Genomic DNA, 16,473 nt, shown 5'->3' on the forward strand with positions numbered 1-16,473 from the left:
CTCGGGCAACAGCGCGGCCGGGCGCGTCAGCGGCGCTCGGGCAACAGCCCCCGGAGCGCCCGCCACACACGGGCCACCTTCCACCCGAGCCACTTTCCCAGCGCCCCAACAGCCCGGAACGGCGCACCCAGGGCGTGGACCCAGCGGCGCATCATCGACGGCGGCAGCCAGTCCGCGCGGAAGCGCACCAACCAGGTCGCGTTGTTCCGCAACGATTCACGGACGACGGCGATGCGCGTCGCCGCTGCCGGGGCGGTCTCCGCAGGGCGACCATAGCGCTGCCTTTCGAAGTCCGAGGTGAGCGAGGCAACCGCTGCGTGCGCGGCGTCGTCCATCCCGCCAACCTCACCCAAAGCGGGACTCGAGCGGAGCTTGGCGGAGAAGTGCCTTGGCGTCTCGCTGGGCGTTGACTCCACCCCGTAGTCAGTGGCGAGGTCCTGCAGTTCATCCCAAGCCAGCTGCGGTGCTGCATCTGCAGAGCCTGGCGGTCCATCATGGGAATCACCTGGAGGCTTCCGGTTGAGGCGCCGCCGGCGGAGCATGCTCCTGCTCAGCCGGGGCGAGCACAGGAAGCCGATCAACAGCAGGACCCCGGCAGCGATGGCAATCATGGCGGGGTACGGGTTGACGCTGGCTGTTGTCGTTGCCGGCGTGTCAACGCCGGGCAGGGGGACAGGGGCAGTTGCCGGTGGGGCCTGCGTGGTGGGGACGTCTTTTTCATCCGCGTTGGTGCTGAGGTTCCCCGCGGTGGAACTCTCCGAGGCGTACTCCGGGACGACGCCCCGTGACGGCGTGGGTTCGAAAGGAACCCAGCCAAGGCCCTCAAAGTACAGTTCCGGCCAGGCGTGTGCGTCCCGGGCATCAACTTCGTACTCCGGGAACGACCCTTGGCCCACCAGCGCAACTGACTCGCCGGTGAGGCGGCCGGGGGCGTAACCAACGGCGATCCGGCTTGGGATGCCCTCAGCCCGCGCCATCACGGCCATGGCAGATGCGAAGTGCACGCAGTATCCGCTCTTCACGGCAAGGAAGTCAGCCAGCACCGAGAGGCCGTTTCCGTCGTAGCCGTTTTGGACGGGGGCCTGCAGCGAGTAGGTGAACTCACCGGAGCGCAGGTATTTCTGGATGGCCAATGCCTTGGCGTAATTATTCGCCGCAGGGCGTGTCACCGCATCTGCTGTCTGGCGGACGATCTCCGGCAGGCCGTTGGGAATCCGCAGGAAGTCATCGGAGATCCCCTTGGGTGTGGGCGCAGCCTGGGCCAAAGCTTTCGCCGTGACCTTAGGTGCGGCGGAGAAAACGACGTAGCGCTGGGCGCGGGTGGTTGTCTCCGAGCTCATGATGCTGAGGGTCTGCGGATCCCAGGTCCAGTTTCCGTTGAGCCCGTTCACTGACGCCGGCGCGAAGGGCACAGGGAGGTAGGGGCTGGTGAACAGGCCCGCGTTGACTGAGGTCACGGCGTTTACGACGTCGCCCTGGACCGAGTAGCCGGTCTCGATCCTGTCGGCACCGGTCCGCCTTTGCGCTGCCCGGTCATCCGGCGCCCAGGTCTCGCCGTCGAAATGGTCAATGGTGACCGAGCGCAGATACAGTGCGGAGCCGGAACTTGTGGCGTACGTTATCCGACCCGAACCAATGGGGCTGCGGAGGCTGTTGCCCAACGTGATCATGGGGTTCAGGCCGTTGGAAGTGCCCCACGGACTCAACCTCGATCCCTGCGGGAACGTACCCGTCTCGAAGCCGGGAATGGCCAGCGGGACCACCATGGCCAAAGCGAGCGCCAGCCCGCCCGTGACGACGGATCGGCGAAACTGGCCGGAACCGCGCCCCGTCCCTGTCTGGAACCGGGCGTCGGGGGCGAACCAATGGCTGCACCCGAGGATGAGGAGATATCCCACGGCCGCGCCGAGGAACCCCGGCATGCCCACGCTCTGGGGCTTGATGGTGGCCGGAACCACCATGATGGCAATCAGCCCAATTCCGCTGGCAGCCGGCATGGCCAGCGGAACAGCCAGCGCATCCACCAGGATCACCAGAAGGCCAAGGCAGGCACACATCACAAAGACGATGCCCGCATTGGGCGCCACCGGAGCGCTCTCGGAGACTACAGTCTCGCCAGCGCGCTTGATGAGGCGCCCGACGGCGGTCAACGTACCGGGGGTGGGGATGAAACCAGCCAGGCTGTCCTGGCGGCAGAAAATGAAGCTCAGCACACCCGTGAGGCTCGCCAAGGAGCCGAGGGTGGCCAGGATGGGCCGGGCGCCGAGGGCCCGCAGTCCGGCCAGGGCAAGCGAAACCACCACGACAGTGGTGATGAGCGGCATGAACCAGGCCCAGCCCCTCAGCACACCGTTCAAGGACAACGCGGCTCCAAGGACTGCCACCGCGATGGATCCGGCCATGACCCACGGATACAACCCAGGCCCAGGCCGCCGCGGCTGGGTCCTCCTGGGCTGGTCCTGACCGGGTTTTCCGCCGGGTTGGGTCGCGGGTTCGGGGGAGCGGTGCGAAGTGGCAGTCATCGGGGGACCGCCGCCCCGCGCCGCACGTCCATGGCTGCGCCTGCGGCCGCGACGATGCCGCCCTCATCGAAGGAGGACCATGCTGCGACCAGGGACGTCCGGGACGTTACGGCGGCGACCCGCCAGCCGGCTTGCCGCAGGATTTCCAGCACGTCGTCGTTGCTGCTGCTGCGTGAAGAGTCGGTCATGACCAAGGCGAAAGCATTCGCGCCGTAGGCTGCGGCCGGGGCGAGGGCCCGTGCCTCGGCGGCGGTCATGGTCCCGACCAAGGCCAACAACGGACCCCGCAGGCGGTGTGCCGCGAGCTTGTCCATCAGCCGGTCATCGAACACGGAGTCCTCTGATGCGCTGGCACCGGACTCGCGGTGGTCAGGACCGTGGTTGCCTTGGCTCCGCTGGTCCGCGCGGGAATGCTCCATCCGATGGTGGTCGCCCCGGACGTGCCTGGGGCCGCTGAGCTCTATGGCGGCCAGCCCCTCCGCGACCGCATGCAAGCCGCCAACACCTGCGAACTCCTCCGTGTCCGGCTCCGGCGCCGAACGGGAACGGAGGAAGGCCGGGCCGCCAAAGGAATCCAGGACCCGCAGGGAATAGTTCCGCTCCGCCAGGTGCCCGGCGATGGACATGGCAGCGGTGACCATCCACTCAAAGCTGGGGCTGGTCACCAGGTCCGAATCGTCGTCGTGGGCTCCGAACCCGGAGCCAGGGCCGCCTGAAAACGCGGTGAACCGCTGGTCCAGGATCAGGGTGGCTTCCGGCGTGGTGACGGACTCCTCCTGCCGAACCATGAGTTGGCCATGGCGGGCGGTGGCAGCCCAGTGGACGCGGCGCATCGGGTCCCCGTGCCGGTACTCGCGGGTCATGATGTCGTCGTCGCTGGGGTTGGCCCGGATCCGTGTCGCAGTTACGCCGTCGTTGCCGCGCGCTCCTGCCAAGCCCGTAGCGGGAAGTTCGACGGCGGCCGGCGTCACGGTGAGGATGTCGCCGTCGTCAATTGAATGGCGGCGCAACGACAAACCGAAAGGGTCGCTGAACTCGGCGGTGACCGGACCGATCCTGAACTGCCCCCGCTTGCCCGACCGCAAATGGTATTCATAGCGGCTGGTGCCGCCGGAAGCCGACCGCGCCGGGAAGCGGAAAGCGGGAGGTTCGCCGAACCGGGGCGGGAGTTGCTCTTCCATGATCACGTGGCCGCTGGTGTACGTGGACCGGGCAACGGCCAGGCGGACCGTGGTGGTGTTGGCTGTTTCCACTGTGGAGGGATTGAATTCCCGATACACCTGGAACTTCGGCTTGAGCACCCGGACGCCTGCCAGCGAGACCAACGGCAGGATAAGGAGGAGGACCGCCAAGGTCAGCAGGTCGCGCCTGCCCATGACGTACGCACAACCGAGTGCCAGGGCGCCCGCAGCCAGCAGTCCCCATCCGCGATTGGTGAACAAGTGCTTAGGAAGCCGATCCACGAGTGCCATATGCCCGCCTCCTAAGCGGTGTGCCGGTCCCTGCGGCCTTGGCCGGGCGTTTCCTGTGCCACCGGCAGGGAAGCGAGGATGCCCCGGATGATGCTTTGCGGTGTGTCGCCGGAACTCGTTGCCTTGCGGTCCAGAATGATCCGGTGTGCCAGCACCGACTCGGCCACGTCCACCACGTCGTCGGGGAGGACGAAGTCACGTCCATCGAGCGCCGCTGTGGCCTTGGCGGCACGCAACAGCTGCAACAGGGAGCGGGGGCTTGCACCCAGGCGGAGACGGGCGCTGTCGCGGGTAGCCCGGCCGATGGCAACCGTGTATTCCTTGATGGCCGTGGACACATACACCTGCTGGACCGCAGCAATCATGGCAGCAACATCGTTGGCCGTCACCACAGGGGTCACGTTGACCAGCGGCGAGGATGCCTGGTGCGTCTCAAGCATCTCGATTTCGGCGTCCTTGTCCGGATAACCCATGGAGATCCGGGCCATGAACCGGTCGCGTTGGGCCTCAGGCAGGGGGTAGGTGCCTTCCATTTCGATGGGGTTCTGCGTCGCCACCACCATGAAGGGAAGACCCAGCTGGTAGGAGCGGCCGTCCACTGTCACCTGGTGCTCCTCCATGCACTCCAGGAGGGCTGACTGGGTCTTGGCGGAGGCGCGGTTGATTTCATCGCCGATCACGATGTTCGCGAAAACGGCACCCGGCCGGAACTCGAATTGCCGTGAGGACTGGTTATAGATGGACACGCCCGTGACGTCCGAGGGCAGGAGGTCAGGGGTGAACTGGATGCGTGAGACCGTACAGTCCACGGTCCTGGCCAATGTCTTCGCCAAGAGTGTCTTTCCTACGCCCGGCACGTCCTCCAGAAGAAGGTGTCCTTGGGCGAGCAGGACAGTCAGTGCCAGCTTGGCCGCGTCCGCTTTCCCGTCGATGACCTGGCCGATGGAGGCCAGGATGCGTTCACTGGCGTCGTGGAACCGGTCCGCGTCCATGACCTGTGGCTTGTGCCCGTTCAGGGCAGCGCCATCGTGGGGACGTTCACTGTAGGCCTGGTCATGGAGGGGCGAGGGTTCAACAGTGACTTGTCGCTTGGACTCCATGGATTGCCCTTCAGCCGTGGCCACACACCAGCAAACCCGCTGGTGCTGGCCGCCTTTCCGTTCCAGACTACCCAGAGTTTGGCCGTCGCTGACATAGTGCTTCCGGAATTTATGTGCCAAGTGGAATTTATCTTCTCCGTTCCGAGGACCGCGGTCCGATTAAGGTGGAAAGATGTGCAACTCCCTCGCCCCTGCTCCGTACCGCGCGCCTGCCGATGCAACCGAACCCACGGATGCCCGAAAGGAATATCCGCCGGCGCCCGAACCCCTGCCCGTGCCGGTCATGGACAACCACACCCACCTGGACTTCCGGCACGGCCTCATCGAAGTCTCCGTGCGGGACGCCATGGACGCAGCCGAGGCCGTGGGCGTGCAGGGCGCCGTGCAGGTGGGCTGCGACCTTGAGTCGTCCCGGTTCACTGTCCAGGCCGTGGAGAGCGATGCGCGCCTGCTCGGAGCCGTGGCCATACACCCCAACGATGCGCCCATCTATGCAGGCCGCGGTGAGCTGGAAGCGGCGCTCGCAGAGATCGAGGAATTGGCTTCCCACCCGCGGATCCGGGCCATAGGCGAGACCGGGCTGGATTTTTTCCGGACCCACGGTGAAGGTTTGGCCCATCAGCGGTATTCGTTCCGGCGCCACATCGACATAGCAAAAAGGCTGGGTCTGACCCTGCAGATCCACGACCGCGACGCCCACGATGATGTGGTGCAGGTGCTGGGGGAGGAGGGAGCCCCGGCGCGGGTGGTCTTCCATTGTTTCTCAGGCGACGCGGAACTGGCCCGGATCTGTAACGACAACGGTTGGTACATGTCATTCGCCGGGACCATGACCTTCAAGAACGCGGGGAACCTCCGGGAGGCATTGGCAATCGCCGAGCCCAGCAGGATCCTGGTGGAAACGGATTCGCCGTTCCTGACTCCGCACCCGCATCGAGGACGGCCGAACGCGAGCTACATGGTTCCCTACACAGTCCGTTCCATGGCAGAAGTGACAGGAAATGACCTCGCCGAGCTGTGTTCGCGGTTGGCCGAAAACACGCTGCGGGCCTACGGATCATGGGCCTGATGCCTGTTTGAGGGGTGGCGGAGGGCCTCTCAAATGGATACCGGGTATGCAGATGTCTTGGTCGCTTTATAACAGATCGGTTACTGTGTTAAACAAATAGCCGGGGTCGGGGAAGGCCTTCGGACAACTGGGCGGGTTGGTTCCGTGCCCACAAGTTGAATGATTTTGGCGGCGCAGATGCCGGCAGCAGGAGTGGGACCAGGCTTGTAGCCTGGCCCCTCCGTTTTGCCGCTGGCATTTCTTCTGTGCTTTTCCCCGTGCCCGGATGGTCTGAGAGTAATAGGCAATCGTGATCAAGTTCTTCACAACGGATGGCAAGTTCAGCTTCCTCAAAGTCGGAGCCCAGCTGCTGGTTGTTGCAGCGCTGGTAGTCGGTGTCGTCGCCTTCGTGGGCAACAACAAGACAGTCACCCTTAACGTTGACGGCAAAGTGAGCTCCATCCAGACCTTCGGCGGCACTGTAGACCAGGTGGTCAAGGCAGCCAAGGTCGAGCTGAAGGACGCAGACCGCGTTTCGCCTGCATTGGACAGCAAGGTCGAGAACGGCTCTGTGGTCAACGTCAACCTGGCCAAAGCTGTCTCCATTGAGTTGGACGGTGCCCGGAAGACGGTCAACACCACCGCTCCGGATGTGGCAGGCCTGGTGAGCGAACTTGGAGTGGCAAGCTCCGCCGAAGTGTCCCAGCCCAAGGAAGCCTCACTCCAGGTGACCGGCTCCTTCGTGTCGATCTCCACTCCCAAGACCATCAGCCTCGTCGCTGACGGCAAGGACACCAGCACTACGACGACGGCGCCCGACGTCGCCACAGTCCTCAAGGCCGCCAAGATCACCGTCGGAGCAAACGACCGTGTGTCCCAGCCGGACAACGCTCCGATCGTCCAGGACATGGTCATCAAGGTTTCACGCGTGGATACCAGCAAGACCGACCAGGCCACCGAAGAAGTTCCTTTCGACAGCGTGAAGACCGACTCCGCTGACCTGTTCAAGGGCGAAGAGAAGGTCACGCAGAAGGGCGTACCCGGCTCACTGACGAAGAACTTCAAGTTGGTCATGGTTGATGGCCGCGAGGCATCCCGCACCCTCGTTTCCAGCGACGTCACCACCAAGCCTGTTACCGAGCAGGTCAGCGTCGGCACCAAGGCACGCCCTGTCGCCACCCCGGCCAAGGCCACCGCAGGAGCACCCACGTCCAGCGGTCCCACCGGCGCCCCGAACGAGGCCATGTGGGACAGGATCGCCCAGTGTGAATCCGGTGGAAACTGGTCCATCAACAGTGGTAACGGCTACTACGGCGGCCTTCAATTCTCCGGTCCTACGTGGTTGGCCAACGGTGGCGGCGCTTACGCTGCCAACGCGAGCCTCGCCACCAAAGCCCAGCAAATCGAGATCGCCAACCGCCTCTACGCAAAGAACGGCCTCAGCGACTGGGGCTGCGCGCACGCAGCCTAGGTCCGCGCAGGCGATACGATACCTAGGTGACTGAACCGAATTCCGATCCCGCCGCCGTCGCGCCTTTGCTGGGCGCCACAGACATTCGACGGCTCGCCGAGGAAATCGGTGTACGCCCTACAAAAACCCTGGGCCAGAACTTTGTGATTGACGGCAACACGATCCGTAGGATCGTGGCTGCCGCCAATATCGACGCCGGTGAGACCGTTTTGGAGGTCGGCCCGGGCCTGGGTTCCCTCACCTTGGGCCTGCTAGACGCGGCCAAGTCAGTAGTAGCTGTGGAGATAGACCCGGTCCTGGCCGGGAAGCTGCCGGAAACGGTTCGGGCTTGGCGCCCGCACGCCGAAGAGAACTTCCACCTGGTGCTCTCGGACGCCATGAAGGTCACTGAACTGCCGGTGCCGCCCACGGCACTGGTAGCCAACCTGCCCTACAACGTGGCCGTACCAGTGGTGCTGCACCTGCTCCAGCATTTCCCGAGCCTGCAGCACGGGCTGGTGATGGTGCAGGACGAGGTAGCTGACCGTTTGGCCGCGACTCCCGGATCCAAGATCTACGGTGTGCCCTCCGTGAAGGCCGCCTGGTATGGGCACATGCGCAAAGCAGGGGTCATCGGCATGAACGTGTTCTGGCCCGCACCTAAAATCCACTCAGGGCTTGTGGCGTTCACGCGCCATGATCCGCCGCAGACGCACGCCACCCGGGAACAGGTTTTCGCCGTCATCGATGCTGCCTTCGCCCAGCGACGCAAGACCCTCCGCGCAGCCCTGGCCGGTTGGGCCGGGAGCGCGGCTGAAGCGGAGCGTTGCCTTGTTGCAGCCGGTGTGGACCCGACGGCCCGCGGCGAAGTCCTGGATATTTCTGCCTACGTCAAAATCGCCGAAGCCCGCCACCCCGTGGACGCATGACGCCGGGCACCCGTAAACCGAGCAGCCTGCCGTTCGTGGGGGATCGCTTCCATGCCCGGACAGTGCGGGTTAAAGCTCCCGGAAAGGTCAACGTCTCCTTGAGCGTGGGCCCCCTGCGGGCCGACGGCTACCACTCGGTGGCCAGCGTCTACCTCGCCGTTTCCCTCTACGAGGAAGTAGCGGCTACCAGTACCGAGGCTGAGGGAATCACCATCAGCATCAGCCCGGACAGCACGCTTGACCTGGACGGCGTGGACATTCCGCTGGATGAGCGGAACCTCGCCTACAAGGCCGCGGCCATCATGGCGGAAATGTCCGAAAAGCCCACGGGCGTCCACCTGGAAATCACCAAGCGCGTACCCGTTGCGGGAGGCATGGGCGGCGGTTCCGCAGATGCCGCAGCGACGCTGCTCGCGTGCGATGCCTTGTGGAACAGTGGACTGTCCCGCGAAGAACTCGCGCACCTGGCTGCCGAGTTGGGCGCAGACGTGCCGTTCTCGCTCCTGGGGGGCACCGCCGTCGGCCTTGGCGTGGGCGACAAACTTTCCCCGGCGTTGGCCAAAGCCCAGATGGACTGGGTGCTGGTCTTTGCCGATTACGGGCTATCAACTCCCGATGTGTTCCGCACCCTTGACGGACTCCGGGACTCCGAAGGGGCGGACATTCCAGAGCCCGTGGACGTGGATCCCACCATTCTCCAAGCCCTTCGCCACGGTGACCCCGAGACACTGAGCCGGGTCCTCATCAACGACCTCCAAAGGGCTTCCATCACGCTCGCTCCACAACTGCGTGACACGATCGGCCTCGGCGAAGCACGCGGGGCGTTGGCCGGAATGGTCTCCGGCTCCGGCCCCACCATTGCGTTACTGGCGCGGGACTCCGTCTCCGCCTCTGTCCTCGCCGAAGAATTGACCCACCGGGGCCACACCGCGGTCGCGGTGCACGGCCCCGTTCCCGGCGCCCGGATCATCTCCGATACCCTCCTGTAGTACCCCTCCGGCTTTTTGTACCCGCATTCCAGCAGTAGAAAGTAGTACCCATTGGCCCACCTGCTCGGCGGCGAAAACCTCACGGTTTCGTTCGCGACCCGCACTGTCCTCGACGGCGTCACCCTCGGTTTGGAGGACGGTGACCGCATCGGCATGGTGGGCCGCAACGGCGACGGAAAATCAACCCTGATGCGCCTGCTCGCCTTGCGCTCAACGCCCGATTCCGGCCGCGTGACCAAACGCGGCGACGTCACCGTCGGCTACCTTGACCAAGGGGACGTGCTAGACGGCGACCTCACCGTGGGCGCTGCGATCGTCGGCGACCGCGCGGACCACGAATGGGCCGCCAACCCCAAAATCCGCGAAGTCATGGGCGGACTGGTGGGCGACGTCGACTGGCACGCCAACGTCCACGCCCTCTCCGGTGGACAGAAACGCCGTGTCGCGTTGGCCAAGCTGCTCATCGAAGACCACGACGTCATCATGCTGGACGAACCCACCAACCACCTCGACGTCGAGGGTGTTGCCTGGCTTGCCCGCCACCTCAAGTCGCGTTGGCGAGCCAACCAAGGTGCCTTCTTGGTGGTCACCCACGACCGCTGGTTCCTGGACGAAGTCTGCAACTACACCTGGGAAGTCCACGACGCCATGGTGGACATGTTCGACGGCGGTTACGCCGCCTATGTTTTGGCGCGCGCCGAGCGTGACCGGATGGCCGCCGTCGTCGAAAACAAGCGCCAGCAGTTGGTCAAGAAGGAACTTGCCTGGCTTCGGCGTGGAGCGCCGGCCCGAACCGCTAAGCCGAAATTCCGCATCGAAGCGGCCAACGACCTCATCGCCGACGTGCCCGATCCGCGCGACTCCGTGGCACTCAGCAAGATGGCCACCGCCCGCTTGGGCAAGGACGTCCTCGACCTTGAGAACGTGTCCCTCGACTTCCTCGACGGCGAGGACGGGCAGAAGCTTTTCGACAACATCACCCTTCGGCTTGCACCGGGCGAACGCCTGGGACTCGTGGGCGTCAACGGCGCGGGCAAGTCCACCTTGTTGAAACTGCTCAACGGCGAAATCCAGCCCACGTCCGGCAAAGTGAAGCGCGGAAAGACCGTGGTCACCGCTGTGCTCACGCAGGACGTCAAGGAACTCGACGACGTCTCGGACCTGCGCGTCATAGAGGTCATTGAGCGCGAGAAGCGGTCCTTCAGCGTGGGCGGCAAAGAATTCACCGCGGGACAGCTCGTGGAACAGCTGGGGTTCACCAAGGAAAAGCAGTGGACCCCGGTCTCCGACCTTTCCGGTGGTGAGCGCAGGCGCCTGCAGCTCCTGCGCCTGCTGGTGGGGGAGCCCAACGTCCTCATGCTCGACGAACCCACCAACGACCTCGACACCGACACCCTTGCCGCCGTCGAAGATGTCCTGGACGGTTGGCCCGGGACGCTCGTGGTCGTCAGCCACGACCGCTACCTCCTGGAACGGGTCACCGACAACCAAATGGCGTTGCTGGGCGACGGCAAACTCCGTGGGCTGCCTGGCGGCGTAGACCAGTATCTTGAGCTGCGCGAAGCTGCCCTGGCCTCAGGGGCGGTGGGCGGCGGCTCCGGCGCGCCGACTTCTGCCAGCGGGTCCTCTGCATCCACTGGTGCATCAGGTGCCAGCGAAGCAGAAAAGCGCGAAGCCCGGAAGGACCTGAACAGGATCGACCGCCAACTCGGCAAGATCGCCCAACAGGAAGAAAAGCTTCACACCCAGATGGCTGCGAAATCCGAATCCGGCGACTTCGACGCACTCGGCGAACTCAACGGCAAGCTCCGCGAATTGCTCGACGAGAAAGAGGGCCTGGAGCTCGAGTGGTTGGAGGCCGCCGAAATCCTGGGCGAGTAGTCCAGACCCAACGCTCGCTCACGTCCCGCCGGTTTGGGCGGGACGCTCGCTCACGTCTCGAGTGCTATTTGGCGGCCTCGTAGCCCAGAAGCCAATGCAAACCGTGGCGGTCGACAACCTGGCCGTCTGATGCGCCCCACGGTTTCTGCGCCAGCGGGTCGACGATCCGGCCGCCGTCGGCAAGCTTGTCGAACCACTCGTGCAGGACCGCAGGCTCGGCCGCTCCGAGCAAGCTAAGCATGGCTCCTTCGATGCGGACGCTCTCCTCACCCGCCGCTGCGTCAGCGCCGGCCAAGGCAACAACTCCGCTGAGGACCCCATGGGCGATGGCGTCCGCGGGTCCGTCAGTGCGTGAGAAGTCCTGGTACGAGTGAAGGGTTAGTTCTCCGCCAAAGATTTCCGCGTAGAAACCCAAGGCTTCGCGGGCAGTACCTGGGAAGAGGACATAGATCTGGGGTGCTGTCATGGGCAAATCCTACGAAAACGGCCCGGTTTCTCCTGCGCTGACACGTTGTTGGCCCGCTTCTCCGTCGTTGCCCAGCGACGCAATTGCGGGTTGGCGACGGAACTAGGGGAGAAAGGGGGGCTCAGCCCTCGGAGCGCAGCTCGGGCTCTTTCTGCAGCCCGGTGAGCCCGTTCCAGGCTAGGTTCACCAAGTGGGCTGCCACGGCACGCTTGTCAGGTTGGCGGCTGTCGAGCCACCATTGGCCAGTCATGGCCACCATGCCCACGAGCATCTGCGCGTACATGGCACCGTCGGCTGCGCTGAAACCCCGACGGGCGAATTCGTCCGACAGCAGGTGCTCTACGCGCGCCGTGACATGCGAGAGCAGGGTTGAGAAGGCGCCCTCGGGCTGGGAAGGTGGGGCGTCCCGCATGAGGATCCGGAATCCGTCCGTGCGGTCTTCGATGTAGCCGAGAAGGGCCAGTGCGGCACGCTCCACCAGGACGCGGGGCTTGGCGTCGGCGCTCAGTGACTCGGTGATGGAGTCCAGGAGTATCCGGAATTCGGTCTCCACGACTTGGCGGTACAGACCCTCCTTGGACCCGAAATGTTCGTATATGACCGGCTTGGACACGCCGGCCGTGGCTGCGATTTCCTCAATGGTGGTGCCGTCCAGCCCACGGGCGGCGAAGAGTGCTCGGCCGATGCCAATGAGCTGGGATTTGCGCTGCTGCCCAGTCATCCGAACGCGCACTGCCGGAGTGTTGTGGGCGGCCTCAGCGGGCTCGACGGCGGCCACTGGCCGGGAGATTTCAGTGCGCTTGCTCACGTCACCATCATGCCCCAGGTGCCAGCCGGTAAGGGCGAAGGTGGTGTTCATTGGAGCGTCACCGATGGGGTGGGGGCCAGCCGAGTCGCGAACCACGCAATGGTCATGGCAAACTAGATTCTTGTGTGTGCATCCCGGTGAGCCGGGAAGCCCCCGGGCCCTGCCGCCTGGAGGTGTCAACCATGCACGGTCCGCTCTGGTGTAACGGCAGCACCCCGGCCTTTGGAGCCGTGGAGTATAGGTTCGAATCCTATGGGCGGAACGGTCGGAAAATGCGCTCCTCTTTGTACCTGGAACGGCACCTGGAACGGCTTGAACGGTGCCTGGGTCCAATGTGGGATGGCAGCATTCCGAAGCCGGGTTACCCGGGACATACCGAGCAAGGAGAGCCAGTACGTGAGCCCCGAAACCACCGGTCCCGCAGCGGTCATTGTTCTGGCCGCCGGCGCCGGAACGCGCATGAAGTCGCGGACTCCCAAGATTCTCCACGAAATCGGCGGGCGCTCCATGGTGGGCCACGCTCTCCTCGCAGCCCGTTCCATCTCTCCGCTGAAGCTGGCGCTTGTTGTCCGCCACGAGCGGGACAGGGTTGCGGAGCACGTCACTGCGCTGGATCCCGAGGCGCTCATTGTTGACCAGGACGAGATTCCCGGCACCGGCCGCGCGGTGGAAGTCGCGCTCACAGCGCTCGACGCCGAAGCTGAACTCACCGGCACGGTTGTAGTGACCTACGGCGACGTTCCCCTCCTCACAGGCGAACTGCTCGGTGAACTGGTGACAACCCACGAAGCCGAGGGCAACGCAGTGACGGTGCTCACCGCGGTCCTGGACGATGCCACCGGCTATGGCCGGATCCTCCGCGCCGAAGACGGAACTGTCACCGGCATCCGTGAGCATAAGGACGCGAGCGAGTCCGAGCGCAGCATCCGCGAGGTCAACTCCGGCATCTATGCCTTTGACGCAGCAGTCCTTCGGGATGCACTCAAGAACGTGACCACGGACAACGCCCAGGGCGAGATGTACCTGACCGATGTCCTCGGTCTGGCGCGCGACGCCGGCGGCCGGGTTGCCGCCGTCGTCACTGAAGACCGCTGGCAGGTTGAAGGTGCCAACGACCGCATCCAGTTGTCGGCGCTGGGCGCTGAGCACAACCGCCGGATCGTCGAGGCCTGGATGCGGGCCGGCGTGACCGTCGTGGATCCCAACACCACGTGGATCGACTCCACCGTCACCCTGGACGAAGACGTCCGCCTGCTGCCCAATACGCAACTTCACGGTTCCACCACAGTGGCGCGTGACGCCGTCGTCGGACCTGACACGACCCTCAACGACGTCACCATCGGCGAAGGCGCGAAGGTAACCCGCACGCACGGTTCCGGCTCCGCGATTGGTGCCAAGGCAAGCGTGGGACCGTTCACGTACCTCCGCCCGGGCACGGTGCTGGGGGAGACCGGCAAGATTGGCGCGTTCTATGAGACCAAGAACGTGACGATCGGCCGTGGTTCCAAGCTTTCGCACCTGGGCTACGCCGGCGACGCCGAGATCGGCGAGGACACCAACATCGGCTGCGGCAACATCACCGCCAATTACGACGGCGAGAAGAAGCACCGCACGGTTATCGGCTCCGGCGTCCGCACAGGTTCCAACACCGTGTTCGTCGCCCCGGTGACTGTTGGCGACGGCGCGTACAGCGGTGCCGGCGCCGTGATCCGTAAGGACGTCCCCGCCGGTGCCTTGGCCCTGAGCCTGGCCGCGCAGCGGAATGCCGAAGACTGGGTCATCTCCAACCGCCCAGGCACGGCCTCAGCACAGCTGGCCCAAGCCGCGCAGGCTTCCACATCCTCCCAATCCCCGGCAACCACAGAAGAGGGCAACTAGGCATGAGCGAAATTACCGCACACGGCGAGAAGAAATTGATTCTCGCCGCCGGAAGGGCGCATCCGGAGCTGGCGCAGGAAATCGCGAAGGAGCTGGAGACCGAACTCCTGCCCATCGACGCCTACGACTTCGCCAATGGGGAAATCTACGTCCGTTCGGCCGAGAGCGTGCGAGGCACTGACGCCTTCGTCATCCAGGCCCACCCGGCTCCCTTGAACAACTGGCTCATGGAGCAGTTGATCATGATCGACTCCCTCAAGCGCGCCTCTGCCAAGAGGATCACGGTTGTTTCCCCGTTCTACCCGTACTCCCGCCAGGACAAGAAGGGCCGCGGCCGCGAGCCGATTTCCGCCCGCCTCGTTGCCGACCTGTACAAGACGGCCGGCGCGGACCGCATCATGTCCGTTGACCTGCACACCTCGCAGATCCAGGGCTTCTTTGACGGTCCCGTTGACCATCTGATGGCCATCCCGCTGCTGGCTGACTACATCCGCACCAAGGTCGAAGCCGACAACATCACAGTTGTTTCGCCCGACACCGGCCGCGTCCGCGTCGCCGAGCAGTGGGCTGAGCGCCTCGGCGGTGCCCCGCTGGCGTTCGTGCACAAGAGCCGCGACCTCACGGTTCCCAACCAGGCCGTCTCCAAGACGGTCGTTGGCCAGGTCGAGGGGCGCACCTGCGTTCTCATCGACGACATGATCGACACCGGCGGAACCATCTCCGGCGCCGTCCAGGTGCTGAAGAACGCCGGCGCCAAGGACGTCATCATCGCTTGCACGCACGCCGTGTTCTCCGACCCCGCGGCCCAGCGCCTGGCGGATTCCGGGGCGCGCGAAGTGGTTGTCACCAACACGCTGCCCATCCCGGCCGAGAAGCGCTTCCCGTCGCTGACGGTGTTGTCGATCGCGCCGCTGATCGCCCGCGCCATCCGTGAAGTGTTCGACGACGGTTCGGTCACCAGCCTGTTCGACGGCAAGGCCTGATACTCAAGCCTCATGAAACGGGCCACCTGCCGCCTCCGGGCGTGCGGGTGGCCCGTTTTCGGTTTGAAGGGTGTTCGCTGCTAAACTCTTGGGGATACCTTGGCGAGGGAGAGCACATCCGGTTCGCAGCAGTGTGAACCAGGGTTGCGGGTCTCCGTTATCGACTGGGTCTGCATCTCCTTCAACACAGGCGGAATGGCTGCACAGCGGCCAGTCTCAGCCGGGCGTAGAAGGTCTCCAGACCTCCGCCCTTGCTGATAGACCTGTCCGGCCTTCGCCGGACGCCACAGTAATCAAGGAGTACACATGTCTGAGCAGAAGCTCACCGCAGAACTGCGCACCGAATTCGGCAAGGGTTTCGCCCGCCGTGCACGCATGGCCGGCCAGATCCCGGCTGTCATCTACGGCCACGGCGCAGAGCCGATCCACATCAACCTGCCGGGCAAGGCAACCACGCTGGCAGTGCGCGTTTCCAACGCCCTCCTCGCGATCGACGTTGACGGCGAGCAGCACCTGACGCTGGTCAAGGACATCCAGCGCGATCCCGTAAAGCAGATCATCGAGCACGTTGACCTGCAGACCGTGAAGGCCGGCGAGAAGGTTACCGTCGACATCGCGATCCACGTTTCTGGTGAAGTTGCTCCGGGTGCTGTAGCCAGCCTCGAAGCCACCACGGTTTCCCTCGAAGCTGAGGCAACCCACGTACCCACCGCCGTCGAGGTCAACATCGAAGGCCGCAAGGCCGGCGAGAACGTCCACGCTTCGGACCTCGAACTCCCCAAGGGTTCCACGCTGCTCACCGAAGGCGACACCCTGGTGGTCCGCGTCGCTGAAGCCGCAGCCTCCGAGGAAGAAGAGACCACGGAAGCAGCCGCAGAGTAGTCTTCTGACTGCTTGAGGCTCCTGCCTTGAAATGGCCGGGTCCCCCTTGGGGTCCCGGCCATTTG

Annotated in this window: 13 protein-coding genes and 1 tRNA gene; 9 read left to right on the forward strand and 5 right to left on the reverse strand. The window is 64.7% G+C overall.

Annotation, left to right across the window (positions count from 1 at the left end; translation table 11 throughout):
* Positions 1-26 precede the first annotated feature (26 nt).
* The 3 genes from LRQ04_RS08400 to LRQ04_RS08410 are packed head-to-tail and all read right to left on the reverse strand — an operon-like array spanning position 27 to position 5,094.
* Positions 27-2,522: a DUF3488 and transglutaminase-like domain-containing protein gene (locus LRQ04_RS08400; RefSeq protein ID WP_235519375.1), complete on the reverse strand. Its 2,496-nt coding sequence runs from the start codon at positions 2,520-2,522 to the stop codon at positions 27-29.
* Positions 2,519-3,994 carry a DUF58 domain-containing protein gene (locus LRQ04_RS08405; protein WP_235519377.1) on the reverse strand — a complete coding sequence of 492 codons (1,476 nt, stop codon included), beginning with the start codon at positions 3,992-3,994 and terminating at the stop codon, positions 2,519-2,521. Before LRQ04_RS08405 ends, LRQ04_RS08400 begins: the two co-directional genes overlap by 4 nt.
* 11 nt (positions 3,995-4,005) lie before the next feature.
* Positions 4,006-5,094 carry a MoxR family ATPase gene (locus LRQ04_RS08410; protein ID WP_235519378.1) on the reverse strand — a complete coding sequence of 363 codons (1,089 nt, stop codon included), beginning with the start codon at positions 5,092-5,094 and terminating at the stop codon, positions 4,006-4,008.
* 172 nt (positions 5,095-5,266) lie between these two features.
* On the opposite strand from LRQ04_RS08410, the gene LRQ04_RS08415 reads away from it, so the two are divergent.
* The 5 genes from LRQ04_RS08415 (at position 5,267) to LRQ04_RS08435 (ending at position 11,391) form a co-directional block, all read left to right on the forward strand.
* A complete protein-coding gene (locus LRQ04_RS08415; RefSeq protein WP_235519379.1) occupies positions 5,267-6,163 on the forward strand; it encodes a TatD family hydrolase in 897 nt (298 codons plus the stop codon).
* Positions 6,164-6,452: 289 nt separating this feature from the next.
* Entirely contained in the window at positions 6,453-7,613 is a 1,161-nt protein-coding gene (locus LRQ04_RS08420) for a resuscitation-promoting factor (RefSeq protein WP_235519380.1), read from the forward strand.
* Positions 7,614-7,639: 26 nt separating this feature from the next.
* Positions 7,640-8,521 (forward strand): 16S rRNA (adenine(1518)-N(6)/adenine(1519)-N(6))-dimethyltransferase RsmA, encoded by an 882-nt coding sequence (gene rsmA / locus LRQ04_RS08425; protein WP_235519382.1) that lies wholly within the window; start codon positions 7,640-7,642, stop codon positions 8,519-8,521.
* Positions 8,518-9,510 carry a 4-(cytidine 5'-diphospho)-2-C-methyl-D-erythritol kinase gene (locus LRQ04_RS08430; RefSeq protein ID WP_235519384.1) on the forward strand — a complete coding sequence of 331 codons (993 nt, stop codon included), beginning with the start codon at positions 8,518-8,520 and terminating at the stop codon, positions 9,508-9,510. The genes rsmA and LRQ04_RS08430 overlap by 4 nt, the downstream gene beginning before the upstream one ends.
* A gap of 51 nt (positions 9,511-9,561) precedes the next feature.
* Positions 9,562-11,391, forward strand: a complete 1,830-nt coding sequence (locus LRQ04_RS08435) for an ABC-F family ATP-binding cassette domain-containing protein (protein WP_235519385.1) — start codon at positions 9,562-9,564, stop codon at positions 11,389-11,391.
* A gap of 64 nt (positions 11,392-11,455) precedes the next feature.
* Here the strand turns inward: LRQ04_RS08435 and LRQ04_RS08440 are convergent, their stop codons facing one another.
* Together LRQ04_RS08440 and LRQ04_RS08445 are read right to left on the reverse strand one after the other, a co-directional pair.
* Positions 11,456-11,857: a VOC family protein gene (locus LRQ04_RS08440; RefSeq protein ID WP_235519387.1), complete on the reverse strand. Its 402-nt coding sequence runs from the start codon at positions 11,855-11,857 to the stop codon at positions 11,456-11,458.
* 121 nt (positions 11,858-11,978) lie between these two features.
* The gene (locus tag LRQ04_RS08445; protein WP_235519747.1) at positions 11,979-12,578 is read right to left on the reverse strand and encodes a TetR/AcrR family transcriptional regulator; all 600 of its coding nucleotides are present in this window, start codon (positions 12,576-12,578) and stop codon (positions 11,979-11,981) included.
* 277 nt (positions 12,579-12,855) lie between these two features.
* On the opposite strand from LRQ04_RS08445, the gene LRQ04_RS08450 reads away from it, so the two are divergent.
* The 4 genes from LRQ04_RS08450 to LRQ04_RS08465 all read left to right on the forward strand — a co-directional run bounded on the left by LRQ04_RS08450 (position 12,856) and on the right by LRQ04_RS08465 (position 16,408).
* Positions 12,856-12,927, forward strand: a tRNA-Gln gene (locus LRQ04_RS08450).
* A 134-nt stretch (positions 12,928-13,061) separates the two neighbouring features.
* Positions 13,062-14,543, forward strand: coding sequence for a bifunctional UDP-N-acetylglucosamine diphosphorylase/glucosamine-1-phosphate N-acetyltransferase GlmU (gene glmU / locus LRQ04_RS08455; RefSeq protein ID WP_235519388.1), 1,482 nt, complete (start codon positions 13,062-13,064; stop codon positions 14,541-14,543).
* 2 nt (positions 14,544-14,545) lie between these two features.
* Positions 14,546-15,526 (forward strand): ribose-phosphate diphosphokinase, encoded by a 981-nt coding sequence (locus LRQ04_RS08460; protein WP_011774071.1) that lies wholly within the window; start codon positions 14,546-14,548, stop codon positions 15,524-15,526.
* A 306-nt stretch (positions 15,527-15,832) separates the two neighbouring features.
* Complete coding sequence (locus tag LRQ04_RS08465; RefSeq protein ID WP_235519390.1) at positions 15,833-16,408, forward strand: 50S ribosomal protein L25/general stress protein Ctc; 576 nt, start codon at positions 15,833-15,835, stop codon at positions 16,406-16,408.
* Positions 16,409-16,473: the final 65 nt, after the last annotated feature.

It is taken from the genome of Paenarthrobacter sp. AR 02 (assembly GCF_021538675.1).
Taxonomy (GTDB): Bacteria; Actinomycetota; Actinomycetes; order Actinomycetales; family Micrococcaceae; genus Arthrobacter.